The sequence below is a fragment of the Streptomyces sp. NPDC060194 genome (assembly GCF_042728285.1).
In the GTDB taxonomy this organism is placed as follows: domain Bacteria; phylum Actinomycetota; class Actinomycetes; order Streptomycetales; family Streptomycetaceae; genus Streptomyces.
Genome location: NZ_JBHWZH010000038.1, coordinates 20,825 through 45,489, shown reverse-complemented (window position 1 = coordinate 45,489; position 24,665 = coordinate 20,825). Strand labels below are relative to the sequence as shown.

Sequence of the window (24,665 nt, the reverse complement as noted above, 5' to 3'; positions counted from 1 at the left end):
GGGGCGGGCCCTTCGCGTGCGCGGGGCGGCGCGCCCGGGCGCTAGGGTCGTCCCCATGTCACGTATCGACGGCCGCACGCCCGACCAGCTCCGCCCTGTCACCATCGAGCGCGGGTGGAGCAAGCACGCCGAGGGGTCTGTCCTCGTCTCCTTCGGCGACACGAAGGTCTTCTGCACCGCCTCGGTGACGGAGGGCGTCCCGCGCTGGCGAAAGGGCAGCGGGGAGGGGTGGGTGACGGGCGAGTACGCGATGCTGCCGCGCGCCACGAACACCCGCGGGGACCGCGAGTCGGTGCGCGGGAAGATCGGGGGGCGCACGCACGAGATCTCGCGCCTCATCGGCCGCTCGCTGCGCGCCGTCGTCGACACCAAGCAGCTCGGCGAGACCACGATCGTCCTCGACTGCGACGTCCTCCAGGCCGACGGCGGCACCCGCACCGCCGCGATCACCGGCGCCTACGTCGCCCTCGCCGACGCGGTCGCCTGGGGACAGGCCAACAAGCTCATCCGCCCCAACCGCAAGCCGCTCACCGGCACCGTCGGCGCGGTCAGCGTCGGCATCGTCGACGGCGTCCCGCTGCTCGACCTCTGCTACGAGGAGGACGTGCGGGCCGAGACCGACATGAACGTCGTCTGCACCGGCGACGGCCGCTTCGTCGAGGTCCAGGGCACCGCCGAGTCCGAACCGTTCGACCGCAAGGAGCTCAACGCCCTCCTCGACCTCGCCACCGGCGGCTGCGCGGAACTCGCCGCGATCCAGCGGGCGGCGCTCGAGCGGACCCTCTGAGCCGTACGGCGTGACGCGCGGCCCCCGCGCCCGGGCAACCGGGGCGGGGGCCGCCGGCGTCTGTCGGGGTGAGAGGCGGCGCCCCGGGCGCGCGCCCTCGGACCACGGGAGGACTCCGTACCATGCCCACGATCCCCGCGACCGTGACCGTACGCCGCCGCCTCGCGCTCGGCCTCGGTGCGGCCGCGCTGACCGCGACCGCGCTGACCGGGTGCTCCGCCGTCGACACCGCGCTCGACTGCGTGGCCACCGCGGACGCCGTCGCCACCAGCATCTCCGAGCTCCAGCAGGCCGTGGACACCGCCTCCGGCGACCCCACCCAGCTGGAGGAGTCGCTCGCGTCCATCGACCGCAACCTGACCTCGCTGGGGGACAAGACCGACAACGTCGACGTCTCCAAGGCCGTCGACGATCTCGCCGACGCGGTCGCCGGGGTGCGGGAGGCGTCCGAGGGCGGGGACGCGACGCCCGACCTGTCCGGGGTCACCTCCGCGGCCGGCGAGCTGACCAAGGTCTGCACGCCGGGCTGAGCGGGCGCGGGATAATCGGGGGATGACGCGCCTCATCCTCGCCACGCGCAACGCGGGCAAGCTGACCGAACTGCACGCGATCCTCGCCGACGCGGGTCTGTCCTACGACCTCGTCGGCGCGGACGTGTATCCGGAGGTGCCGGACACCAAGGAGACCGGGGTCACCTTCGCGGAGAACGCGCTGCTCAAGGCGCACGCGCTGGCGCAGGCGACGGGGCACCCGGCGATCGCCGACGACTCCGGGCTCTGCGTCGACGTCCTGAACGGCGCGCCCGGCATCTTCTCCGCCCGCTGGGCCGGGCGGCACGGCGACGACCGCGCCAACCTCGACCTGCTGCTCGCCCAGCTCGCCGACATCGCGCCCGAGCACCGCGGTGCGTCCTTCTTCTGCGCCGCCGCCCTCGCCCTGCCCGACGGGCGCGAACACGTCGTCTCCGGCACCCTCCCCGGCGTCCTGCGCTCGGCCCCCTCCGGCACCGGCGGCTTCGGCTACGACCCGATCCTCCAGCCGGACGGCGACTCCCGCACCTGCGCCGAACTCTCCCCCGCCGAGAAGAACGCCATCAGCCACCGCGGCCAGGCCTTCCGCGCCTTGGCCCCGATCCTCCGCGACCTCCTCGGCTGACACGACAACGAAGGTCTGATCGACCCGTTCGGGGATCGATCAGACCTTGTCATTCCTGTACGCCCGGTCGGATTCGAACCGACATACATGACCACCTAAAGATCACGGCTAACCAGGTCGCCTACGGGCGCGAGAAGCACGCCTACTGTACCGGCAGTGTCAACGTGACGGGTGCCGACCGCCGCGGGCGAAGGTGATCGTCTGGCTGTGGCACGACGGGCACAGGTACCGCAGGTTCTCGCGCCGATTGTCCAGCCGATCGCCGTTGACATGGTCGATCTCCAGGATGAGGCGACTGCCTTGCCAGGTCTCGCCGAGACCGCAGGCGGAGCATTCGCGCACGGCGCCGATCTCGTCCAGAGCCCGCCGCAGCAGGAAGGTCCGGGTACGGGAACGGTCCGCGGGAAGCAGTACGAGGATCTCCTCCGCACTCCGCCGGTTCGGCGCCACCGTGCCCGCCCCGTGCGCCTGTCCGGTGAAATGCTCCGTCGACAGCCCGTACTCGTCGATGCTGCGCTTCGCCTGCGCCCGCGCGGAGTCGCTGTAGGGCGGCAGCCCCATGCGCCGAAGCAGGTCGGCCAACCCGTGCGCTGCTGCTACGGCTTCGGTGAGCTCGGCCTCTGGCAGGAGATGCGCACCGTCTCTGTCGCGAGGCTGGTCGAAGTGACCCATGTCGATGCCGTGGTGCGCGAGTCGTTCGGCGAGGCAGCCGCGCGGGCCGCTACCCATGGGAGCGCCGACGTCACGCATCAGGTCGAGCATCCCCGCGGACTTCGCCGCGGCCGGCTCCAAGGCGGCTCGTGGGTACTTGCTCACGACTTCGGCCCCCGATTCCGGCCGCGGTAGGTGTCGGTGATCGAGTGACAGTTGGGGCACAGGAGCCGCAGGTTCTCCGGGCGGTTGTCCCACCAGTCGCCGCTGATGTGGTCGACCTCGTGGCGGAGGACTTTGCCGTTCCATTCGGTACCGATTCCGCACCGCGCGCACTGCTCAGGCACCCCACTCCTCAGGAGGGCGCTGCGCAAGCGTTCGCCGGGCACGCGCCCCCGCGCCGGGTCGCGCATCGTCAGGCAGTCCTCCCCGCGTCGGGTGCGTCCGGCCGACACCTGGCGGAAGTGGGACGTGTCGATGCCGAACGCGGCGATCCGGCGTGCGATGTGCGTCTGGTTGCCGCCGACGTTGCTGATGCCGAGTCGACGCACCACCTCCTTGACGGACAGTGAACTGGCCACGAGTTCCCGCAGTAACGACTCGCTGTGGCGCTCCGACGCGCTCACGAAGTGGGAGGTGTCGATCCCCTCCCGCTTCATCCGCTGGCTCAGGTACCGCTTGCTGTACTGCGTGGGCTCTTTGCCGCACCATCGCACCGCCTCGTCCCAGCTCGTCGTCTCCCTCGCCGCCTGCTCCAGCAGCTCCCGCGTGTACCTCGCCGGCATGCCGACCCCCATCCCTCCGGCCGTGCGTTCGGCCGGTCGTGCGGAGTAACGGGTCCGGTTATCGGATGGTCACGCATGACACGCGGAACGGCCCCTCTCAGTTGCAGCGAGAGGGGCCGTTCAAGGGCGGAGGGTTCAGAACTTGGGGGCCGGGGACTGGGCGTGGACCAGTTCGGCGGCTTCTTCCTTGGTTTCGACGGAGGGCGGGGAGCCGTCGAGGGGCTTTCGGGCGGTCTCCTTCATGAAGGCGACGGAGATGACGCCGACGATCGCGGCGGCGACGGTGTAGTAGGCGGGCATCATCTCGTCGCCGGTCCAACCGATGAGCGCGGTGATGACGAGCGGCGTCGTCCCGCCGAAGAGGGACGCGGAGAGGTTGTAGCCGACGGAGAGCGAGCCGTAGCGGACGTTCGTCGGGAAGAGGGCGGGCAGGGCCGCCGACATCGTGCCGAGGAGGCAGACGAGGGACAGGCCCAGCATCAGCATGCCGCCCATGACGGCGGCCACGCTGCCCTGCTGGACGAGCAGGAAGGCGGGGACCGTCAGGACCAGGAACCCGAGGAAGCCGGTCATGAGCAGCGGCTTCCGCCCGAACCGGTCGCTCCAGCGCCCGACCCGGCTGATGACGAGCATGAGGACCGCCATGGTGGCGAGCAGCAGCAGGAGCCCGTGCGTCTCGTCGTAGCCCATCTCGTCGCTGAGGTACGTCGGCATGTACGACAGCAGCGCGTAGTTGGTGATGTTGTACGCGCCGACGAGGCAGATGCAGAGGATCAGCGTCGGCAGGTGCCTGGTGAAGATCTTCGCGAGGTCGCCCTTCGCGGTGGTCTCCACGCTGTCCGCCGCCTCCGTCGCCGAGGCCGTCGCCGGGGCGTTGTCGTCGGCGAGCTTCTGGAACGCGGGCGTCTCGTCGAGCTTCAGCCGCAGGTAGAGGCCGACGAGGCCGAGCGGTCCGGCGACGAGGAACGGGATCCGCCAGCCCCACGACAGCATCGAGGCGTCGTCGAGGACGGCGTAGAGGATCGTGACGAGGCCGGCCGCGCCGATGTACCCGGCGAGGGTGCCGAACTCCAGGAAGCTGCCGAAGAACCCGCGGCGCTTGTCGGGCGCGTACTCGGCGATGAACGTCGAGGCGCCGCCGTACTCGCCGCCGGTGGAGAAGCCCTGGAGCATCCGGAAGAGGACGAGCAGGGCGGGGGCCCAGAAGCCGATGGCGGCGTAGGACGGGATGAGGCCGATGGCGAAGGTGCTGACCGCCATCAGGATCATCGTGATCGCGAGGACCTTCTTGCGGCCGACCTTGTCACCCATCGGGCCGAAGAACATGCCGCCGAGCGGTCGGACCAGGAAGGCGACCGCGAAGGTGGCGAACGAGGAGAGCAGCTGCGCCGTGTCGTTCCCGGACGGGAAGAAGACCTTGCCGAGGGTGACGGCGAGGTAGGCGAAGACGCCGAAGTCGAACCACTCCATGGCGTTGCCGAGCGACGCGGCCTTCACGGCGCGCCTGACCGCCGCCTCGTCCGTGACGGTGATGTCCGTCCGGCGGAGCGGCGGGTTCCTGCGCCGGTCGATGGTGCGGAAGAGCGCGCGGTGCCTTCTGTAGGCCGCGGGGTCGGGCGCGGGCTGTAGGCCGTTGTCCGCCATGGTGATGTTCCTTTCATCGGACACGTATATCCGAGGGGAACACCTGCACAACCGTCGCGCCCGCAAACATAGGTCCCGGTGAGATGGGACCCAGGTCACCAGGATCGCGGCCCCGGGCTCAGATTCCGAGATCCTTGATGATCTTCGCCACGTGGCCGGTGGCCTTCACGTTGTAGAAGGCGTGCTCGACCTTGCCCTGCTCGTCGACGACGACCGTGGAGCGGATGACGCCCGTCACCGTCTTGCCGTAGAGCTTCTTCTCGCCGAACGCGCCGTACGCCTCCAGGGTCTCCTTCGACGGGTCGCCCACCAGGGTGACCTTCAGGGACTCCTTCTCGCGGAACTTCGCCAGCTTCTCGGGCTTGTCGGGGGAGACGCCGATGACGTCGTACCCGGCGGCGGCGAGCGCGTCGAGGTTGTCGGTGAAGTCGCAGGCCTGCTTGGTGCAGCCGGGGGTGAGGGCGGCCGGGTAGAAGTAGACGATCACCTTGCGGCCGAGGTGGTCGGCGAGGGAGACGTCCTTGCCGTCCGCGTCGGGCAGCGTGAACAGGGGGGCGGTGTCGCCGGCGGTCAGACGCTCGCTCATGGGGTTCTCCTCGCGGAACGGGGGCAGTCGGCACGAGCCTAGTAGGGGGTGCTGACAGGTGGGCGCGACCGCAAGCTGACAGACTGTGCCTGACCACACACCCGCTCGTACGTTGACGACCACGACCACGGAGGCAGCCCGGTGTCGGACGCCAGGACCCCTGCTCAGATCGAGTCGGACATCAAGACGCGCCGCGACAAGCTCGCGGTCACCCTCGACGAGATCGGTGTCCGCGTGCACCCCTCGACGATCAAGGGGAACGCGAAGGCCAAGGTCACCGAGGCCGTGGACAACACGCTCGGCCGGGCGTACGTCTCCGCCAACCGGGCCGTCTCGGGCGTGCGGGCCCAGTTCGTCGGCGAGGACGGCTCGCCCCGCCTGGAGCGGATCGTGCCGGTCGCGCTGGTCGGTGTCGCGGTGATCGGCCTGGTGACCCTGTCGGTGGCGAAGCGCCGCTGAGCGTGCGGCCGCCCGCGTACGGCCCGCTCGGGTACGGCCCGGGGGCGTCGGGTACGCCCCCGCCGGGCCGTGCCGCGCCCGGGCCCCGGTAGGTTCGGACCGTGAGCGAGAACCCGCACGACAAGCTGCCCATCCGGATGCTGCACGACCGCGTGCTCGTGCGGCAGGACGCCGGGGAGGGCGAGCGGCGCAGCGGCGGCGGCATCCTGATCCCGGCGACGGCCGCCGTCGGCAAGCGCCTCACCTGGGCCGACGTGGTCGCGGTCGGCCAGAACGTCCGCTCGGTGGAGGTGGGCGACCGGGTCCTCTACGACCCGGAGGACCGGGCCGAGGTCGAGGTGCGCGGGGTGGCGTACGTCCTCATGCGCGAGCGCGACCTGCACGCGGTCGCCTCGGAGCGGGTGTCGCAGGACGCGACCGGCCTGTACCTCTGAGGCAGGGCCCCTCCTGCGGCGCGGTATCGGAGGTACTGCCGCCCGCCGCCCTTTGTTACGGTGGACCTACCCGACGAGGCGCGCCGTACCGGGATCCGCAAAGACGGCGCACACCGCAAGTTCCGTTCTCGTCGGAGGTGTGCCGTCATGGCCTGGGTCCTGCTCGTCGTCGCCGGTCTGCTCGAAGTGGGCTGGTCGATCGGGATGAAGTACACGGACGGGTTCACCCGTCCCCTGCCGAGCGTCCTGACCGGGCTCGGGATCGTCGCCTCCATGTACCTGCTCTCGCAGGCCTCGAAGACGCTGCCCATCGGGACGGCGTACGGCGTGTGGGTCGGGATCGGGGCGGCGGGCGCGGCGGTGCTCGGCATGGTGCTGCTCGGTGAGCCGGCGACCGCCGCGCGCATCTTCTTCGTCTGCCTGCTGCTGGTCGCCGTCGTCGGGCTGAAGGCGACCAGCGGGCACTGACCTGCGGGCGATCCTGCGCAAGGCACCGCGCCCCCGGAGGACCGCCTCCGGGGGCGCGCGTCCGCCTACCCCTGCTCCTCGCCGCCCGGGTCGTCAGCCGCCTGCGGCTCCTGCTGCCGGAACAGCTCGTCCGTGAGGTCCGGCGGCGATTCGACCGACGGCCCCGACGGGGTGTCCTCGCCGTCGCCCGGTGAGTCCGGCGCGTCGGGGGATTCCGGGGCCTCGGGGGTCGACGGGCTCGTCGGCGGTGACTCGGGCGACTCCGGGGCCGGACTGCTGTCGGTGGCCGAGGCGCTCGGCGACGGCGACTCGCTCTCCGGCTCGGAGCTGGACGGCGCGGCGGACGACTCCGGCGCGCTGGAGCTCGGCTCGTCCAGGGCCCCCGGCTCCAGGTCGAGGTCGAAGGGGACGGGGTCGGTGCCGGCGAGCGCGGCCGTCGTGTAGGCGCTGAAGATCTGCGCGGGCGGCCCGCCGCCGTTGATGCGGGGCTGGCCTAGCGCCCCGTACAGCGGCTTCTGCGCGCCGGAGACGGGGTCCATGCCGATCACGTTGACCACCGTGACCAGCTTCGGCGTGTACCCGGCGAACCAGGCCGCCTTGTCCTCCTCGGCGGTGCCGGTCTTGCCGGCGACCTGCCAGCCGGGGACCGCGGCGGCCGTGCCCGTACCGCCGCGCACGACCGAGCGGAGGATCGAGGTGGTGGTGTCGGCGGACTCCCGCGAGACGGCCTGGCGGGTCTTCGTCTTCGGCAGCCCGACGTTCCGGCCGTCCTTGGTGATCTCCTGGACGATGCGGTACGTGCCGTGCCGGCCGTGGTCGGCGAGCGTCGCGTAGCCCTCGGCCATGTCCAGGACGCTCGCGGTGGCGACGCCGAGCGCGATGGAGGGGTAGGCGTTCAGCTCGGGGGTGTCCTCGGGGAGCCCGAGGTCGATCGCGGTGTCCTTGACCCGCTGGGAGCCGACGTCCTCGGCCATCTGCGCGAAGACGGAGTTGACCGAGCGGTCCATGGCGGTCGTGACGGGGATGTCGCCGTAGGAGCGCTGGTCCTCGTTCTCCGGCGCGTAGCCGATCGGCCCGTCGGGGCCCTGGACGGGGCGCTTGTTGTCGCCGTTGTAGATCGTGTTCGGGGTGATCCGCTGCCCTCCCTGCGTCTTCGAGCGGTTGTCGACGGCCGAGGTGAACAGGTACGGCTTGAAGATCGAGCCGACCTGGTAGTCACGGCGGGTGGCGGTGTTCGTGTACTGCTCGGTGTAGTCCCGGCCGCCGTAGAGGGCGACGACCTTGCCGCTCGCGGGGTCGATGGAGGCGGCGCCGACCCGGACGTAGGCGTCCGGGGCCTTCGTGCCGAGCTTGTCGACGACCGTCTCCTCGGCGGCGTCGGTCAGCGCCCGCTGCTTCTTCCGGTCGATGGTGGTGGTGATGCGGTGGCCGCCGGCGGCGAGTTCGTCCTCGCTGAGGACGTCGTTGCCGAGCAGGTAGTCCTCGACGGCCTTGACGACGTACCCGCGCTGCCCGGACATGCCCGCGGCGGCCTTCACCGGCCCCGGGGTGGGGAAATCCAGCGCGTCGCGTTCGGACTGCCCGAGCCAGTCCTCCTTGACCATGCCGTCCAGGACGTAGTTCCAGCGGGCCTCCGCCCGGCCCTTGTTCTCCGGGTGCACCACGACGTCGTACGCGCTCGGCGCGTTGAGCAGCGAGGCGAGGTACGCGCCGCGGGAGACGTCGACGGCCTCGATGTCGCGGCTGTAGTAGGCCTGGGAGGCGGCCTGGATGCCGTAGGCGTTGCGGCCGAAGTAGCTGGTGTTGAGGTAGCCCTCCAGGATCTCGTTCTTCGACTTCTCCTGGCCGAGCTTGACCGAGATGATCAGCTCCTTCAGCTTGCGGAGCAGCGTCTGGTCCTGGTCGAGGTAGTAGTTCTTGACGTACTGCTGGGTGATCGTCGAGCCGCCCTGCTTGCCCTTGCCGGTGAGGGTGTTCCAGGTGGCGCGGACCAGGGCCTGCGGGTCGACGGCGCTCTCGTCGTAGAAGTCGCGGTCCTCGGCGGCGAGCACGGCGCGCTGGACGTCGAGCGGGACCTGGTCGAGGGTGATGTTCTGCCGGTTGACGTTCTCCTTGCCGCCGTCGCGGGCGAGCTGGGTGCCGTCGGAGTACAGGTAGACGTTGCTCTGGGCGACGGCCTGCTGGTTGGGCTCGGGGATGTCGACGAGGAAGTACGCGGTGACCAGCACGGCGGCGCCGGCGAGGAACAGCGCGAGCAGGATGCCGAGGGCCCAGCGCAGGGCCCGCCGCAGGGGGGACCGTTTCTTCTTCCCGCCCCCCTCGGGCCCGGCGGCCCCGGCGTCGCCCTCGGGCCGGCCGCGCGGCGCCCACCCCTGCGGCCCCTCGGTCCCCTGCTGCGACTCGTCACTCATGGTGGTGCACCACTCCCCGGTTTCACGGCGTACGCCCGATTTCGGCCAAGTCACCCACTGTCCCGTGATGCGTTCCGTACACACGGGGCACGATGTGCTCCGCACGGGGTCCGGAACGGCCGGACGGCCCAGCCCTGTCACTCGGACGGCGGATCCGCAATCCAGTGGCGGCCCGCCGCGCGCCCGGACTAGGCTCGCGATCTTTGGTCGATACGGGTTCGGTTGGTGAACGAGGGAGGGAGGGTCCGGGGTGCGGCTGTACGCGTCCGTCGCGGCGGGCGGCTTCCGCCGCTACTCGACGTACCGCGTCGCGACGGCGGCGGGGGTGTTCACCAACACCGTCTTCGGCTTCATCCTCGCCTACACCTACCAGGCGCTGTGGGACGAGCGCCCGAGCCTCGGCGGCTACGACCTCTCGCAGGCGCTGACCTACGCGTGGCTGGGGCAGGCGCTGCTCGCGGCGGTGGGGCTGATGGGCGGCACGATCGAGGAGGAGCTGGTCGAGCGGGTCAAGAACGGGGACATCGCGATCGACCTGTGCCGGCCGGTGGACCTCCAGCTGTGGTGGATGGCGGCCAACTACGGGCGGGCCGCGTTCCAGCTCCTGGGCCGGGGGGTCGTCCCGATGGCGGTCGGCGCACTCGCCTTCGACCTCGCGCTGCCGAAGTCCCCGCTGACCTGGGCCGCCTTCCTGGTCTCCGTCGTCCTCGCCGTCACCGTCTCCTTCGCGCTGTGGTACCTGGTCGGGCTGAGCGCGTTCTGGCTGATGGACGGGACGGGTACGGCCCAACTCGCCTGGATCCTCGGCCTGTTCTTCTCCGGGATGATGCTGCCGCTGAACGTCTTCCCCGGCGCGTTCGGCGAGGTGGCGCGGGCGCTGCCCTGGTCGTCGATGCTGCAGGTCCCGGCGGACGTCTTCCTGGAGCAGGCCACCGGCTGGGGCCTGCTGCGCGCCTACGCCTTCCAGGCCGGCTGGGCGCTCGCCCTCCTGCTGGCCGGCCGCGTGCTGCAGGCGGCGGCGACGCGGAGGGTGGTGGTGCAGGGTGGCTGAACGGGAGACGGGGCGGGGGAGCGCGCTCGCCCGTTGGACGCGCACCGCGCGCGAGGGATGGCGGGCGTACCGGATGGTGGCCGCGATGTGGATCCGGTCGACGATGACGTACCGGTTCGGGTTCGTCGTCACCCTGGTCAGCAGCTTCGTGATCACGTTCCTGGACTTCGTCGTGGTGCTGCTGATGTTCGGTCAGGTCGACGGGCTCGGCGGGTTCGACTTCGCGGAGGTCGCGTTCCTGTACGGGACCACCGGGACCGCGTTCGGGATCGCCGACCTCACCCTCGGCCAGCTCAACCGGCTCGGCCGCCGCGTCCGCGACGGCACCCTGGACACCCTCCTGGTCCGCCCCGCCCCGGTGCTCGCGCAGGTCGCCGCGGACCGGTTCGCGCTGCGCCGGCTCGGGCGGCTGACGCAGGGCCTGATGGTGCTCGTGTGGTCGCTCGTGCTGCTCGTGGGCGACGGCCGTGTCGACTGGAGCCCGGGCAAGGTCCTCGCGGTGCCGATGATGGTGCTGTGCGGGGCGGTCATCTTCGGCGCGGTGTTCGTGCTCGGCGCGAGCCTGCAGTTCCTCGCCCAGGACGGCGCCGAGTTCGCCAACTCCGTGACGTTCGGCGGCAACACGCTCCTGCAGTACCCGCCGACGGTCTTCGCCCAGGACCTGGTGCGCGGGGTGACCTTCGTCGTCCCGCTCGCCTTCGTCAACTGGATCCCCGCGCTGTGGGTCCTCGGCCGCGACAACCCGCTCGGTCTGCCCGACGCGCTCGCCCTGCTGCCCCCGCTCGTCGCCGTCGCCTTCTGCGCGGTCGCCGCGCTGGCGTGGCGGGCGGGGCTCCGTTCCTACCGCTCCACGGGAAGCTGAGGCCGCCGTGACCTTGGACGACAGCACGACCCCGGACGACTTCATCCTGCTCGACGGCGTCGAGAAGACCTTCGACGTCCGCCGCAGGACGGGGTTCATGCGGCGCGAGACCCGGCAGGTCAGGGCGGTCGACGGCATGTCCTTCCGGGTCGCCCGCGGCGAGATGGTCGGCTACATCGGCCCCAACGGGGCGGGCAAGTCGACCACCGTCAAGATGCTCACCGGCATCCTCACCCCCACCGCCGGCCGGCTGCGGGTGGCCGGGATCGAGCCGTCGCGGGAACGCACCCGCCTCGCGCAGCGGATCGGCGTCGTCTTCGGCCAGCGCACCACCCTGTGGTGGGACCTGCCGCTGATCGACTCCTACCGGCTCGCCCACCGCATGTACCGCATCCCCGACGCGCGCTTCCGCGAGAACCTCGACCGCTGCGTCGAACAGCTGGAGCTGGCCGAGCTGTTGGACGTGCCCGTCCGCCAGCTCTCCCTGGGCCAGCGGATGCGCGGCGACATCGCGGCGGCCCTCCTCCACGATCCCGACGTGCTGTACCTCGACGAGCCGACGATCGGCCTCGACATCGTCTCCAAGGCCAAAGTGCGCGCGTTCCTGCGGCAGTTGAACGAAGAGTCAGGCACCACCGTGCTGCTCACCACCCACGACCTCACCGACATCGAGCAGCTCTGCAAGCGGGTGATGGTCATCGACCACGGCCGGCTGATGTACGACGGGGCGCTGGGCGGGCTGCACGAAGTCGGCGAATCGGAAAGGACGTTGGTCGTCGACCTGGAGCGCGAGCTGCCCCCGGTCGCGGTCGCCGGTGCGCGGGTGACCCGCACCGAGGGGCCGCGGCAGTGGCTCGCCTTCCCGGCCGCGGCCTCCGCGGCGCCGCTCGTCGCCCAACTGGCCGCGGACTACCCGGTGATGGATCTGTCGATCCGCGAGCCGGACATCGAGGACGTCATCGCACGCATGTACGCCGACAGGGGCCCGCGGCCCGCCTAGGATGCGGTCATGAGCGAAGAGCTGCCCGAGCTGCGGGCGTCGGACGCCGACCGGGAGCGGGTGGCCGACCGCCTCCGCGACGCCCTCGCCGAGGGCCGGCTCGACATGGAGGAGTTCGGCCACCGCCTCGACGCGGCGTACGGGGCGCGCACCTACGGCGAGCTCGAACCCCTCACCGCGGACCTGCCCTCCCACTCCCTCGCCAAGCCCGCGACCGGCTCCGGCCCCGCGCCCGTCCGCTGGTCCGACCGCATCGGCGGCCCGCCGACCTCCCGCTGGGCCCTGGCCTTCTGGGGCGGCTTCTCGCGCCGCGGCCGCTGGACGGCTCCGCGCGCCTTCACCTCGGTCGCCGTCATGGGCGGCGGCGAGATCGACCTGCGCGAGGCGCGCTTCGAGTCCGACGTCGTCGAGATCCGCTGCGTCGCCGTCATGGGCGGCATCGTCGTGACCGTGCCCCCCGACCTCCACGTCGAGGTCGTCGGCATCGGCCTCATGGGCGGCTTCGACCACAACTCCAAACACGCGGAGGAACCCGCGCCGGGCTCCCCGCGGGTGCGGATTACGGGGCTCGCCCTGATGGGCGGGGTGGCGGTGGAGACGAAGCGACCGAAGAAGGCACCACCCATCAGCCCGGCCGGCGACTGAGGCCGCGCGGGCGCAGCCCGTGCATCCGCGGCGGAGCCGCGAACGGGGGTCTGGGGGCGGAGCCTCCAGCGGGGTCCGGGGCCTAGAGACGTGTCGCGCGGCTGCCGACGAGGGTGGTCAGGTCGACCGCCTCGGCCATCCTGCGGAAGCCGAGGTCGCTGGGGTGGAGGTGGTCGCCCGAGTCGTACTCCTCGCGGAGCCGGCGCGGCGCCCACGGGTCCCGCAGCGCCTTGTCGAAGTCGACGACCTCGTCGAAGACCCCGCCCGCGCGGATCTCGCGGTTGACGTCCTCCCGGATCGCCTCCAGCCGAGGCGTGTACCCGCGGTGCCCCTGGAACGGCATGAGCGTCGCCCCGACCACCCGCACGCCCCGCTCGTGCGCCCGCGCCGTCAGCTCCTTAAGGCCCCGCACGATCCGGTCCGCGTCGGCGTCCGCCGGCACCCGGATGATGTCGTTGATCCCGAGGTCGACGACGACGGTCCGCACCCCGCTCTTCGACAGTACGTCCCGCTGGAAGCGCGAGAGCCCGCTCGGGTTCACGCCCGGCGCCGCGTCCACGAGGACCCGGTTGCCGCTGATGCCCGCGTTCAGCACGCCCAGCCGCAGCGACGGGTCGTCGGACGCCGCCAGCCGGTCCGCGAGCACGTCCGGCCAGCGCCGGTTCGCGTTCGTGGTCGAGCTGACCCCGTCCGTCAGCGAGTCGCCGAACGCGACGACCGACCCCCGCGCCTCCCGGCTCAGCACGTCGACGCCGGTGACGTAGCGCCAGTACGGCGTCTGCGTGCGGTACGCGGCCCCGGCCACCTCGGAGGTGCGCTCGCCGTCGGCCACGTAGGAGGTCTGCCGTGCCTGCGGGTGGTACGTCACCGGGCCCGACGCGTCCGGCGTGTACGTGGTGACGAGCAGGTCCGAGTCGGCCGGCACCTCGATCCGCGCCGGGTCGCTGACGACCGCCTGACCGGCGGGCACGACGACCCACGGCCGTCCGCCGAACGTCAGCGGCCGCATCGTGCCCGCGACCGCCGCCGGGCCGTCACCCGCGGCCCGGGCGACCGTCGCGTTCGTGATCCGCAGGGGGGAGGCGCCGTAGAGGTTGGAGAGGTGGACGCGCGCGTTCGTGCCGCCGATGCTGACGTGCACGACGTTGCGCAGCGAACGGCCGGGGAAGCCGTTCGGCGCGCCCGGCTCGGCGGCGGCGGGGGAGGTGGACCACGTGCCGACCCACGCGCCGGCCGCGGCGGGCGCCACGTTGCCGTGCACGGTGCGCGCCGCCGGTCCGGGCTCGGTGCCGCGGTCGGCGAAGGGCCGGGACGTGCCGCCGACGCCCAGGTAGATGGCGACCGAGACGGCCGTCACCAGGGTCGCGAGGGAGGCCAGCAGGAGGCCGCTCCGGGCGCCGGGGCGGGCCCCGGACTCCCCTTCATGACGCTTCGCCATGCGGTGTCGTGCCTCCTCGAACAGAGGGAGCCGAGTGCTCCGAAAGTGGGATGAACCCATGATGCGTCATGGTCGGAAGCGGTGTGGAACGCCCCCGCCCGGACAGACGCCGGGAACTCCGCGTCCGTTCCGGGAGTAGGTCCCGTAGGAGAACGCGTACGGTGCGCGGAGCGGTGTCAGCGGGGTGCGGAATGGGATGTTTCGGGTGGACGGCGAACCAACGGACCGGATGGGACGTATGAAAACGGACGAACGACCGCGGTTCCGCCGCCCGGGCGGTTCCGCCCCGGTGACCGGATTCACATACAGCGCCGCCGACGAGGAGAAGCAGCGCGGCGTGCGCCGGATGAAGGCGTTCGCCACCGGCATGCTCGTCGCCGTCGCGATCGTCTACGCGCTCGCCACCTGGGCCGAGCGCTCCGGCGCCGGCGCCTGGGCGGGGTACGTCGCGGCCGCCGCCGAGGCCGGCATGGTCGGCGCGCTCGCCGACTGGTTCGCCGTCACCGCGCTCTTCCGGCACCCGCTCGGCCTGCCCATCCCGCACACCGCGATCATCCCGAAGAAGAAGGACCAGTTCGGCGCGTCCCTCGGCGAGTTCGTCGGCGAGAACTTCCTCTCCTCCGAGGTCGTCCGCGGCCGGCTGCGCGCCGTCGGCATCGGCGGCCGGCTCGGTGCGTGGCTCGCCGCGCCCGAGCACGCCGACCGCGTCACCGCCGAGCTCTCCACCGCCCTGCGCGGCGCGCTCACCGTCCTGCGCGACTCCGACGTGCAGGCCGTCGTCGGCGAGGCCGTCACCCGCCGCGCCGACGCCGCCGAGATCGCCCCCGGCATCGGCAAGACCCTGGAGCGCGTCGTCGACGACGGCGGCCACCGCAAGGTCGTCGACCTGATCTGCGTCAAGGCGCACGACTGGCTCGTCCTGCACTCCGACTCCGTCATGGACGCCGTCCAGGGCGGCGCGCCCGGCTGGACCCCCCGCTTCGTCGACAAGCGCGTCGGCGAGCGCGTCTACAAGGAGCTCCTGCGCTTCCTCACCGAGATGCGCGACAGCCCCGAGCACCCCGCCCGCGGCGCGCTCGACCGCTTCCTCCGCGACTTCGCCCTCGACCTCCAGTCCGACACCGACACCCGCGCCCGCGTCGAACGCCTCAAGTCCGAGGTCGTCGGCCGCGGCGAGGTCCAGGACCTCATCGCCTCCGCCTGGACCTCCGTCCGCACCATGATCGTCTCCGCGGCCGAGGACGAACGCAGCGAGCTCCGCCTCCGCGTCCGCGCCTCCCTCCTCTCCCTCGGCGCGCGCATGTCCGGCGACGCGGGCCTCCAGCGCAAGGTGGACGGCTGGGTCGAGGACGCGGCGGTCTACGTCGTCACCACCTACCGCGACGAGATCACCTCCCTCATCACCGACACCGTCGCCGGCTGGGACGCCGAGCACACCACCCGCAAGATCGAAGCCCACATCGGGCGCGACCTGCAGTTCATCCGCATCAACGGGACGGTGGTGGGCGCGTTGGCGGGGCTGGCGATCTACTCGGTGTCGCACGTGTTCGGGGGGTGAGCGCGGGGCGGTGCCTTCCCAGCCCGAGGCGGGCGGGACGTTCTGTGGCCCGAGCCGGCAAAAAACTCAGCCCGGCCGGCGTTTGAGGCCACCGGGCGGAGCCCGGTATCCGCGGCGCAGCCGCGAGACCGCGAGCGCGCCCGGGCCGGAAAATGCCAGCCCGGCCGGCGCTTGAGGCCGGAGGGGCGCAGCCCCGACGTGGGGGCCGGGGGGCGGAGCCCCCGGGGCAGGGGCCCATCCGGCCGAGCGGGTGCCATACCGGCCAGGGGCGTGGGCATACGTATGCCCACGCCGCCCGCACCGCCGCGCGCGGCCCCGCCGAGGAGGCCCGATGTCCGCAACATCACCGAGCGCCGGCCGCGAAGGCCCCCGCGCGGTCACCACCGCCGTGCCCGCCCGCCTCGACCGCCTACCCTGGTCCCGCTGGCACTGGACCATCGTCATCGGCCTCGGCACCGTCTGGATCCTCGACGGCCTGGAGGTGACCGTCGTCGGGAACATCGCCGGCCGCCTCAGCGAGGAGGGCAGCGGACTTCCGATCACCTCCGCCCAGGTCACCGGCGTCGCCGCCGCCGTCTACGTCGCCGGCGCCTGCCTCGGCGCCCTCGTCTTCGGCTGGATGACCGAACGCTTCGGCCGGAAGAAGCTCTTCATCATCACCCTCGGCGTCTACCTCGGCGCGACGGCCATGACCGCGTTCTCCTTCGAGACCTGGTGGTTCTTCCTCTTCCGCTTCCTCACCGGCTTCGGCATCGGCGGCGAGTACGCGGCGATCAACTCCGCGATCGACGAGCTGATCCCGTCGAAGTACCGCGGCCGCGTCGACCTGATCATCAACGGCAGCTTCTGGCTCGGCGCGATCGGCGGCTCGCTGCTCTCGATCGTCATGCTCGACACCGACATCTTCCCCGTCAACATCGGCTGGCGCCTGACCTTCGGCTTCGGCGTCGTCCTCGGCCTCGTCATCCTGCTGGTACGCCGCAACGTCCCCGAGTCGCCCCGCTGGCTGATCATCCACGGCCGCCAGGACGAGGCGGAGGAACTCGTCGACGAGGCCGAACGGCAGGTCCGCGACCAGCACGGCGGCGGGGAACTCGAAGCGCCCGCGGGGGAGATCACCATCCACCAGCGCGGCATGGTCACCTTCGGCGAGGTCGGCCGGACCGTCTTCTCCACCTACCGCAAGCGCGCCGCCCTCGGCCTCGCCCTCTTCGTCGGCCAGGCGTTCCTCTACAACGCGATCACCTTCGGCTTCGGCGCGATCCTGACCACGTTCTTCGACGTCCCCACCGGCTCGACCGGCTACTACTTCGCCGTCATCGCCGCCGGCAACTTCCTCGGCCCGCTGCTGCTCGGCCACCTCTTCGACTCCGTCGGCCGCCGCGTGATGATCACCACCACCTACGTCGGCTCCGGCCTGCTGCTCTTCGGCACCGCGTACCTGTTCGACCAGGGCCACCTGAACGCGACGACGATGACCGCCTGCTGGTGCGTGGTCCTCTTCCTAGCCTCCGCCGGCGCCTCCAGCGCGTACCTGACCGTCTCCGAGATCTTCCCCATGGAGACCCGCGCGATGGCCATCGCCTTCTTCTACGCCATCGGCACCGCCGCCGGCGGCATCTCCGGCCCGCTGATCTTCGCGAAGCTCACCGAGTCCGGGGTCGTCGGCGACACCGTCCTCGCCTTCCAGATCGGTGCGGGCCTCATGTGCGCCGCCGGCCTGGTCGCCGCGGCCTTCGCCGTCAAGGCCGAACGCCGTTCGCTGGAGGACATCGCCGCCCCGCTCTCCACGGCGAAGCGGTAGGCCCCCGGGAGTCGTTCCGCGCCACGCCGCCGGGCGTGCGTGAAGATCCACGGGTGAGTACAACGAGCGACGCGCCGACCGTCCGCCCCGGCCCGCTGGAGCCGCGGAGACGGCGGCTGCTCGCCGCCGGTCTCGCGCTCGGGGTGCTGGCGCCGACCCTGCACGTCTCCACCCTGGTCCGGGCGGGCGCCGACCTGGGGATGGACGGCGCGGCGCGCGGCTGGACGCAGGTCCTGGTGGTCTGCGCGTCGCTGGCGGGTGTGCTCGGGGCGGGTCCGGTCGCCGACCGCCTCGGCGCTCGGCGCACGGTGGTGGCGTCGCTGCTCGCCGCCTGCACGGGCGGTGTCCTGGTGGTCGCGGCATGGACCCCGTGGGCCTACCAGGCGGGGCTGTTCCTGGAGAGTGCCGGGATCATGGGGGCGGCCGCCGGGTACCTGGCGTCGGTACCGGTGGTGCACCTGACGGGACGGCTCGGCCAGGCCGTGGGAGCGGCGTTCGCCGTCATCGCCGCGGCCCTGGCGGCGGGCGTGACGCTCGCCCTGGTCGCCGAGGGGGCCGGGGGCTGGCGGGCGGTGGAGGCCGTGCCTCCCGCGGCCACGGCGGCCCTGATCCCGGCCGCGCTGCGGTTCCTGCCCGGCCCGCCACCCGTCGCACCCGCCCCGCCCTCGCCGCATTTCTGGGCGGGCGGCGTCGTGGTGGTCGTGCTCGGCGGCGTGCTCCAGGCGAACCCGTTGCGCTACTGGCAGGACATCGAGGTGGTGGCGCTGCTGGTCGCGGCCCTGGCCGTCCTCGTCCTGTGCTCCCTGTCGGCGCTGCCCTCCCGGCGGGATCTGCGAGGGCGGCCGGCCGCGGCCGGGCCGGACGGAGGGACCGGGGTCGGTGCCGTCGTCGTGGTGGGCGGGGTATGGGGGTTCGGGCAGTCGGCCCTGGCGACGGTCATGCTCGTGCTGCTGACCGAGCGGGGCCTGGGGCAGGACGCGAGCCTGGCGGCGTGGGCGGGCTTCGGCGCCGGGTTCGTCGCCGCCGGGCTGTTCACCGCGCGGTACGTCGTCGGAGCGCGCGACGCCTGTGCGCTCGGCCTCACCACCGCGGCGGTCGGCGTCGCGCTCCTGTCGACCCTGCCCCACGGCCACGGCGTGGCGACGGTGGGGCCGGCGGCGCTGCTCGCCGCGGTGGCGGGGTTCGGGATCGTCCTGCCGCAGGTGCCCTGCGCGACCCGCTTCCTCGCCGGCCTGCCCGCGCGCGGCCGGGGCGCGGTGGCGTCCGTCTACCCGGCCTCGGTCGTCCTCGGCGGCGCGGCCGTCACCGGCATCCCGTACGAGTCGGTGATCTCGCAGGCGACCCGGGCCGCGACCGTCCGCGAACTGCTGTGGATCACCGTCACCGTCCTGGCGCTCGCCGCGCTCGCGACGAGCCGCTCGGTGGTCCCGCTCGCGGTCGCGGGGGCCGCGGTGGCGCAGTACCTGCTGGTCGCGGCGCTGAGCGACGACTTCGACGCGCGGCGGCCGCAGGCGATGGCGGCGTACCTGCTGGTCGGCGCGGCGGTCGGGGCCGCGGTGTGGGCGCGCGGGCGCCAGAGCGAGCGGCTGACCCGCTCGCTCGCGGACGCCTCGGCGCTGCAGGAGGCGGTCCTGCGGCCGCTGCCCGCCCGCGCCGGCGACCTCGACGTCTCCGGCCTCTACCGGCCCGCGACCGCCGGCACCGGCATCGGCGGAGACTTCTACGACGTCGCCACCACGTCGTTCGGCACCCGGGTCCTCATCGGCGACGTACGGGGCAAGGGGCTGCAGGCCGTCAGGACGGTCGCCGACATCCTCGGCTGCTTCCGCAGCCAGGCCCACGAGACCGCCGAACTGTGCGAGTTGGCCGCCCGACTCGACCGGCACCTCGCGCGGATCGCGCAGGCCAGGAACGACGGCGAGCTCTTCGCGACGGCGCTGCTCCTGGAGCACCGCGACGGCGGGAGGGACCTGCGGGTGCTCAACTGCGGCCACCTGCCGCCCGTCGCCGTCGGACCCGGCCACCGGGTCCACGAGGTCGACCTCCCGGCCGTGCTGCCGCTCGGCCTCGGCGTCCTCGACCTGGCCGACCACCGACCCGCCGCCGTCCCCCTGCCGCTCGGCACCGTCCTCCTGCTGTACACCGACGGCCTCACCGAGGCCCGGGACGCCTCCGACGTCTTCTACCCCCTCGCCGACCGCCTTCCCGCCCTCCCCGCCACCTCCCTTCCCGAGCTCCTCCACCACCTCGCCGCCGATGTCGAGCAGTGGACCCTGCGCCTCACCGACGACATCGCCCTCCTCGCCCTGCGACGCACCGGACCGTCGCCGGACGGCAGTTGAGCCCCCGCGCGTGTGGCGCGGGTCACACGGGCGGCCGCGATCAGTCCGGGGTTCGGCGTCGGTCTACCTCCCGACACGACCGCACCGTACGGAAGAAGGCCTCCGATGACCCAGACGCTGAGCTCCGCAGCCGTTCCGACCCCCGCTGCTCCGAACGCCGTTCCGCCGGTGGCCCCGAGCCGGCGGACGCGGTTGCTGCTCGCCGCGGGGATCGCGGCGGGACCGGTGTTCCTGGTGTCCGGGCTGGTGCAGGCGTCGGTGCGGGACGGGTTCGACATCACACGGCACGCGTTGAGTCAGCTGAGCCTCGGGGATGCGGGGTGGGTGCAGACGGGGACGTTCCTCCTGGCGGGGGTGCTGGCGCTGCTGGGGGCGGCCGGGTTGCGGAGAGCGGAGGTGTCGCGGTGGGTGCCGCTGCTGGTGGCGGTGTTCGGGGCCGGGTTCGTGCTCAGCGGGATCTTCGAGGCGGACCCGGGGCGGGGGTTCCCGGTCGGCACGCCCGACACCCCGGAGGTGACGATGTCCACGGAGGGCGGCCTGCACATGGCCGCCGCGATGCTCGCCTTCGTCTCCTTGAGCGCCTCGTTCCTCGTCCTCGGCCGGCACTTCGCCGCGCGCGGCGAGCGCGGACGGGCGATCGTCTGCCGGGTCGCCCCGTTGGTCGTCCTGGGCGGATCCGCCGCGTCGGCCGCGTCCGTCCTCACGTTCCTCGTCGGCGCCGCGTTCGGAATGCTGTGGCTGAGCGCGATCACCGCCCGCATACTCCGGACGGCCGTCCGCTGACCAACCGCCCCTGACCGCAGTGCACTTCACGGACCGGAGGTCCCCCCATGCCCGAACCCGTCAAGGGTCCCGCCAGCTACTTCCCCTCCATCGAGCAGAAGTACGGCCGGCCGATCGCCGAGTGGAAGGACCTGATCCGGGCCTCGCCGCTGACCAAGCACATGGAGCTGGTGGGTTGGCTGAAGACGGAGCACGGACTCGGCCACGGCCACGCCAACGCGCTCGTCGCCCACACCCTCGCGGAGGACAGGACCAAGTGACACGTGGCGATTTCATGCTCCGTGTGCCGGCATCGGTGGGGGCGCGGGGCTCCGGTGCGCCCGCGTCGGCGGGGGCGCGGGGCTCCGGCGTGCCCGACGAGATCACCCTCGCCGTCCGTGACCACGGCGCGCCCGCGGCGGGCCCCGCCGTCCCCGTCCTGCTCCTGCACGGCCTCGCCGGCCACGTCGGCGAGTGGGACGACCTCGCCGCCCGGCTGACGGCCACCGGCCGCTACCACGTCCTCGCGTACGACGCCCGCGGCCACGGGGCCAGCACGCGGCGGCCGCCCGAGGTGACGCGGTCGGCCCACGTCCAGGACGCCGCCGCCGTGGTCCGACTCCTCGGCCTGCGGCAGCCCGTCGTCCTCGGGCAGTCCCTCGGCGGGCACACCGCGATGCTGGCGGCCGCCGCGCACCCCGATCTCTTCCGCGCGCTCGTCCTCGTCGACGCGGGCCCCGGCGGGCCGCAACCCGATCTGCCCGCGCGGATCGACGCGTGGATGGCCGGGTGGCCGGACCCGTTCCCGTCGCGGGAGGCGGCCACCGACCTCCTGGGGTCACCGGTGTGGGCGGACGGGTTGGAGCCCCAGCCGGACGGCACCCTCCGCGCCCGCGTCGACCGCGACGTGATGGTCGCCTGCGTGGCCGAGCACGCCACCCGCGCCTTCTGGCCCGAGTGGCGCGCCGTCACCTGCCCCACCCTCCTCGTGCGCGGCGGGGCGGGCCCCATGCCGGAGTCGGAGGCCGCCGAGATGCGCGCCCTGCGCCCCGGCCTCCGCGCCGTCACCGTCCCCGACGCCGGCCACGACGTCCATCTCGACGCCCCGGCCGCCCTGTTCACGGCGGTCACCGAGTTCCTCGAAGACCTCCCGCCGCGGTGACCGCCGGCCGGCCGGTCATCCGGCGGTCACCCCGACGTGGGTCCGGCGCCTCGTCCCGCTCACGGCCTCGTCCAGGAGCGCGAGCTCCTCGACGCACGCGAGACGAACGGGGCGGCGGGCCGGCCGCGAGCCCTCCGCGGCCGGCCGCGGGGGTCACCGGGCCGGGGCGTCGTCGTGCAGCACGCGTTGGAACGTGTGGTGGTCGCGCCACGCGCCGTTGATGTGGAGGTAGCGCGGCGCGCGACCGATCAGGGTGAAGTCGCATTTGGAGAGCACGCGTTGGGAGGCGGTGTTCTCGGGGAGCGTGGCCGCCTCGATGCGGTGCAGGCCGAGCCCGTCGCGGGCGGCCCGGCACACGGCGTGCACGGCGGCCGTCGCGAGGCCGCGGCCCTGCTGGTCCGCGGCCAGCCAGTACCCGAGGTAGGCGCTGCAGAAGGGGCCCAGCGCGATCCCGTTCAGGGTGAGGCCGCCCACGATCCGCCCGTCGGCCTCCAGCAGCCACGGTGCGACCCGGCCCTCCGCGTGGTGCCGCAGCTGGTCCGCCAGCCGCCGCGCCTGGACGGGCACGGTGAAGTACGACTCCGGGCGGTGCGGCTCCCACGGCTCGAGATGCTTCCGGTTCTCGACGAACGCGGCACACAGCGCCTCCGCGTCCTCCGTCCGGGCGAGCCGCAGGACGACACCCGCCATGATCTCCTCGCTCTCCATCCGCGCACCCTACTGGGCCGGCGGTCCACGGGGCAGGTACCCGTGCGCGCCCGCCCTGGGTACGCGTACTCATGCCGGGCGCCCCACCCGCGCCCACCATGGCGCGCATGAAGACCTTCTGGAGGCTGCTGTTCGCGGCCGTCGTGGTGACCCTGGTCCTGCTCCTGCTGTACGTCGCCGACTTCCCGTTCGCGTTCCTGCTGTCGGCGGGTGCGGGGGCGTTGTGCCTGCTCTGGCTGATCGTGCTGCTCGCGTGGCCGTGGAACCTGTACTTCAGGGCGCGGACGGTGATCCACGAGAGCCGGGCGAGCCGGGAGAAGGGGCTCGACGTGCCGGCGGAGCGCGACGCGGAGGCGGGGCGGATCGCGCGGGTGATGCTGGTCGCGGCGGTCGGCGGGCACGTGGTGTCGGCGGTGGTGACCGCGGCGATCGGCTGGTTCGCGGGCTCCGGAATCGGCTACTGGTTCGCCGGGTTCTACCTGCTCAGCACGGTCTTCCGCCCCTCCGGCGCCTACTTCGGCCACCTGCGAACCCGCCTCGTCGCGCTCGACAAGGACGTCCGCTACCCGCGCGACGACGTCCTCACCGCGCTCTCCCGCCTCGACGCCGTCGAGCAGGGCGTCAAGCGCCTGGAGGAGCGCGCCGAGGAGCAGTATAACGCGCTCGCCGAGACCCGCCGCGAGCTGGAGGCGCTCAGCGCCGGCCAGTTCCGCGCGGAGCGGTCGACCGACGCCAAACTGGCCGCCGTCGCCCGGCAGTTCGACGACACGGTGACCCGAATGACCGACAACCAGGAGGTCATCACCGGGGTCAAGGCGTTCCTCCGACTGCTGCGGGAGGAGCCGGTGTGACGGGGCCGGGAAGACCGCTCGGAGCGGGGCGTCGGCAGTCGCCTGCAGACCGGTGAGACCGCGAAGGCCGGCGGGGTGAGCGCGCGTGCGCGCACCACGAGGACGAGGGGCTGATCGTCCCGGGCCGACTGGCAAACGGGTTCCGGGACTGCGGGTCGACGCTGGAGCAAGTCCTTCTCATTGGCGCGCTGTTGGCACCCGGGCTGCTGCTGCGGCTTGTGCGGGAGGCTCTCCCGGACGGGCCCGGTGCGCTGCCGGATGAGCGGCCTTCGCGGGGTGCGGCTGCAGCCGGCCCTCACCCCCGGGCCGCTGCACCGGCGTCTGCGTCCGCCGTGCGGTGGTCGTCGCTGTGAGCGTCACCGGGCGAGCCGCCCGCGCGGGGTGAGGCGGCTGCGGGCACCCCTCCCCCCCCCGGTCCGGGCGACCGGCATGTGCGTCCCCGGGCGGCTCGCTTCAGCTGTGCGCGCCGCCCGGGCAGTCCGCCCGCGGCGGGATGACGCGGTTGCGGTCGCCCCCTACCCGGCCAAACCCGCCGGCGTCCGCATAGGACGCCCGGCTCTCCGCCGCCGAGGCCCGCGTCCCCCCCCGCGACCCACCCCCGTCTCCGTCCCGCGCGAGCCTTTGCCGTACGGTCGACCACACTGCTCGGCCGCTCCGGTAGCTTTCCTGGCGACCACCGATCGTGACGCGCGGCCCTGTCCGGGGCCGTGGAAAGGGGTGCGCCCATGGAGCCCGTCCACCTCGCGGAGACCGCCGCGGACCTGCCGTCCGCCTGGGCCTCCCGCACCCTCGGGGAGGTCGGCCCCGCCCGCGTCAAGCTCCTCCGCATGGACGAGCTCCCCGTCGCCGAGGAGCGACACGCGGTCGCCGAGACGCTGCTGGTCCTCGACGGCGTCCTCGAACTGTCGCTGGACGGCGAGCCGCTCACCGTCCGCTCCGGCGAGCTGATCACCATCGACGCGGGCCTCCCGCACGCGGTCCGGCCCGGGAGCCGGGGAACACTGCTGATCGTGGACTCGCAGGACGCCTGACGACCGCACGGCGACGGCTCGCCCCGGCGCGGGGCCGGCGATCACCGACCGCGCGGCGATCCGTAGGCTCG

The 24,665-nt window shown here is 72.9% G+C and carries 25 protein-coding genes, 1 tRNA gene and 1 riboswitch; of the genes, 18 read left to right on the top strand and 8 right to left on the bottom strand.

What is annotated here, in order from left to right:
- Positions 1-55: 55 nt before the first annotated feature.
- From rph to rdgB, 3 genes are all read left to right on the top strand, one after another.
- Positions 56-787: a ribonuclease PH gene (rph, locus tag ACFWEG_RS11430; RefSeq protein ID WP_387212339.1), complete on the top strand. Its 732-nt coding sequence runs from the start codon at positions 56-58 to the stop codon at positions 785-787.
- Positions 788-909: 122 nt separating this feature from the next.
- The gene (locus ACFWEG_RS11425; protein WP_387212336.1) at positions 910-1,317 is read left to right on the top strand and encodes a hypothetical protein; all 408 of its coding nucleotides are present in this window, start codon (positions 910-912) and stop codon (positions 1,315-1,317) included.
- 22 nt (positions 1,318-1,339) lie between these two features.
- Entirely contained in the window at positions 1,340-1,942 is a 603-nt protein-coding gene (rdgB, locus tag ACFWEG_RS11420; protein WP_387212333.1) for an RdgB/HAM1 family non-canonical purine NTP pyrophosphatase, read from the top strand.
- Between the two features lie 58 nt (positions 1,943-2,000).
- On the opposite strand, the gene ACFWEG_RS11415 is transcribed toward rdgB, so the two are convergent.
- From ACFWEG_RS11415 to bcp, 5 genes are all read right to left on the bottom strand, one after another.
- Positions 2,001-2,073, bottom strand: a tRNA-Leu gene (locus tag ACFWEG_RS11415).
- 28 nt (positions 2,074-2,101) lie between these two features.
- The gene (locus ACFWEG_RS11410; protein ID WP_387212330.1) at positions 2,102-2,758 is read right to left on the bottom strand and encodes an HNH endonuclease signature motif containing protein; all 657 of its coding nucleotides are present in this window, start codon (positions 2,756-2,758) and stop codon (positions 2,102-2,104) included.
- Complete coding sequence (locus ACFWEG_RS11405) at positions 2,755-3,378, bottom strand: HNH endonuclease (protein ID WP_387212327.1); 624 nt, start codon at positions 3,376-3,378, stop codon at positions 2,755-2,757. The genes ACFWEG_RS11410 and ACFWEG_RS11405 overlap by 4 nt, the downstream gene beginning before the upstream one ends.
- 135 nt (positions 3,379-3,513) lie before the next feature.
- Positions 3,514-5,022 carry a glycine betaine/L-proline transporter ProP gene (gene proP, locus ACFWEG_RS11400; protein WP_387212324.1) on the bottom strand — a complete coding sequence of 503 codons (1,509 nt, stop codon included), beginning with the start codon at positions 5,020-5,022 and terminating at the stop codon, positions 3,514-3,516.
- Positions 5,023-5,140: 118 nt separating this feature from the next.
- A complete protein-coding gene (bcp, locus tag ACFWEG_RS11395; protein ID WP_387212321.1) occupies positions 5,141-5,608 on the bottom strand; it encodes a thioredoxin-dependent thiol peroxidase in 468 nt (155 codons plus the stop codon).
- A gap of 141 nt (positions 5,609-5,749) precedes the next feature.
- On the opposite strand from bcp, the gene ACFWEG_RS11390 reads away from it, so the two are divergent.
- The 3 genes from ACFWEG_RS11390 (at position 5,750) to ACFWEG_RS11380 (ending at position 6,969) form a co-directional block, all read left to right on the top strand.
- The gene (locus tag ACFWEG_RS11390) at positions 5,750-6,067 is read left to right on the top strand and encodes a DUF3618 domain-containing protein (protein ID WP_387212318.1); all 318 of its coding nucleotides are present in this window, start codon (positions 5,750-5,752) and stop codon (positions 6,065-6,067) included.
- Between the two features lie 101 nt (positions 6,068-6,168).
- On the top strand, positions 6,169-6,501 hold the full coding sequence (locus ACFWEG_RS11385; protein ID WP_387212315.1) for a GroES family chaperonin: 333 nt from the start codon (positions 6,169-6,171) through the stop codon (positions 6,499-6,501).
- Positions 6,502-6,541: 40 nt separating this feature from the next.
- Positions 6,542-6,614, top strand: a riboswitch (guanidine-III (ykkC-III) riboswitch).
- Between the two features lie 34 nt (positions 6,615-6,648).
- Positions 6,649-6,969: a DMT family transporter gene (locus ACFWEG_RS11380; protein WP_387212312.1), complete on the top strand. Its 321-nt coding sequence runs from the start codon at positions 6,649-6,651 to the stop codon at positions 6,967-6,969.
- A gap of 65 nt (positions 6,970-7,034) precedes the next feature.
- On the opposite strand, the gene ACFWEG_RS11375 is transcribed toward ACFWEG_RS11380, so the two are convergent.
- Positions 7,035-9,380 (bottom strand): transglycosylase domain-containing protein, encoded by a 2,346-nt coding sequence (locus ACFWEG_RS11375; protein WP_387212310.1) that lies wholly within the window; start codon positions 9,378-9,380, stop codon positions 7,035-7,037.
- A 250-nt stretch (positions 9,381-9,630) separates the two neighbouring features.
- Between ACFWEG_RS11375 and ACFWEG_RS11370 the strand changes: the two genes are divergently transcribed.
- The 4 genes from ACFWEG_RS11370 to ACFWEG_RS11355 all read left to right on the top strand — a co-directional run bounded on the left by ACFWEG_RS11370 (position 9,631) and on the right by ACFWEG_RS11355 (position 12,938).
- Positions 9,631-10,431, top strand: a complete 801-nt coding sequence (locus ACFWEG_RS11370) for an ABC transporter permease (protein WP_387212307.1) — start codon at positions 9,631-9,633, stop codon at positions 10,429-10,431.
- A gap of 73 nt (positions 10,432-10,504) precedes the next feature.
- Positions 10,505-11,293 carry an ABC transporter permease gene (locus ACFWEG_RS11365; RefSeq protein WP_387212345.1) on the top strand — a complete coding sequence of 263 codons (789 nt, stop codon included), beginning with the start codon at positions 10,505-10,507 and terminating at the stop codon, positions 11,291-11,293.
- A 7-nt stretch (positions 11,294-11,300) separates the two neighbouring features.
- Complete coding sequence (locus ACFWEG_RS11360) at positions 11,301-12,293, top strand: ATP-binding cassette domain-containing protein (RefSeq protein ID WP_387212304.1); 993 nt, start codon at positions 11,301-11,303, stop codon at positions 12,291-12,293.
- A gap of 9 nt (positions 12,294-12,302) precedes the next feature.
- On the top strand, positions 12,303-12,938 hold the full coding sequence (locus tag ACFWEG_RS11355; RefSeq protein WP_387212301.1) for a DUF1707 domain-containing protein: 636 nt from the start codon (positions 12,303-12,305) through the stop codon (positions 12,936-12,938).
- A gap of 82 nt (positions 12,939-13,020) precedes the next feature.
- Here ACFWEG_RS11355 and ACFWEG_RS11350 read toward each other — a convergent pair whose 3' ends face one another.
- Positions 13,021-14,376: an SGNH/GDSL hydrolase family protein gene (locus ACFWEG_RS11350; RefSeq protein ID WP_387212298.1), complete on the bottom strand. Its 1,356-nt coding sequence runs from the start codon at positions 14,374-14,376 to the stop codon at positions 13,021-13,023.
- A gap of 229 nt (positions 14,377-14,605) precedes the next feature.
- Between ACFWEG_RS11350 and ACFWEG_RS11345 the strand changes: the two genes are divergently transcribed.
- The 6 genes from ACFWEG_RS11345 to ACFWEG_RS11320 all read left to right on the top strand — a co-directional run bounded on the left by ACFWEG_RS11345 (position 14,606) and on the right by ACFWEG_RS11320 (position 22,004).
- Entirely contained in the window at positions 14,606-15,934 is a 1,329-nt protein-coding gene (locus tag ACFWEG_RS11345) for a DUF445 domain-containing protein (protein WP_387212295.1), read from the top strand.
- Between the two features lie 331 nt (positions 15,935-16,265).
- Positions 16,266-17,738, top strand: coding sequence for an MFS transporter (locus ACFWEG_RS11340; RefSeq protein ID WP_387212292.1), 1,473 nt, complete (start codon positions 16,266-16,268; stop codon positions 17,736-17,738).
- 53 nt (positions 17,739-17,791) lie between these two features.
- Complete coding sequence (locus ACFWEG_RS11335) at positions 17,792-20,080, top strand: MFS transporter (protein WP_387212289.1); 2,289 nt, start codon at positions 17,792-17,794, stop codon at positions 20,078-20,080.
- Positions 20,081-20,185: 105 nt separating this feature from the next.
- Complete coding sequence (locus ACFWEG_RS11330; protein ID WP_387212286.1) at positions 20,186-20,863, top strand: DUF998 domain-containing protein; 678 nt, start codon at positions 20,186-20,188, stop codon at positions 20,861-20,863.
- A 47-nt stretch (positions 20,864-20,910) separates the two neighbouring features.
- Complete coding sequence (locus ACFWEG_RS11325) at positions 20,911-21,123, top strand: DUF4287 domain-containing protein (RefSeq protein WP_387212283.1); 213 nt, start codon at positions 20,911-20,913, stop codon at positions 21,121-21,123.
- Between the two features lie 14 nt (positions 21,124-21,137).
- The gene (locus ACFWEG_RS11320; RefSeq protein ID WP_387212342.1) at positions 21,138-22,004 is read left to right on the top strand and encodes an alpha/beta fold hydrolase; all 867 of its coding nucleotides are present in this window, start codon (positions 21,138-21,140) and stop codon (positions 22,002-22,004) included.
- Positions 22,005-22,157: 153 nt separating this feature from the next.
- On the opposite strand, the gene ACFWEG_RS11315 is transcribed toward ACFWEG_RS11320, so the two are convergent.
- Complete coding sequence (locus tag ACFWEG_RS11315; protein WP_387212280.1) at positions 22,158-22,712, bottom strand: GNAT family N-acetyltransferase; 555 nt, start codon at positions 22,710-22,712, stop codon at positions 22,158-22,160.
- A 107-nt stretch (positions 22,713-22,819) separates the two neighbouring features.
- On the opposite strand from ACFWEG_RS11315, the gene ACFWEG_RS11310 reads away from it, so the two are divergent.
- Together ACFWEG_RS11310 and ACFWEG_RS11305 are read left to right on the top strand one after the other, a co-directional pair.
- On the top strand, positions 22,820-23,563 hold the full coding sequence (locus tag ACFWEG_RS11310) for a hypothetical protein (RefSeq protein WP_387212277.1): 744 nt from the start codon (positions 22,820-22,822) through the stop codon (positions 23,561-23,563).
- 725 nt (positions 23,564-24,288) lie between these two features.
- Complete coding sequence (locus ACFWEG_RS11305; RefSeq protein ID WP_387212274.1) at positions 24,289-24,594, top strand: cupin domain-containing protein; 306 nt, start codon at positions 24,289-24,291, stop codon at positions 24,592-24,594.
- Positions 24,595-24,665: the final 71 nt, after the last annotated feature.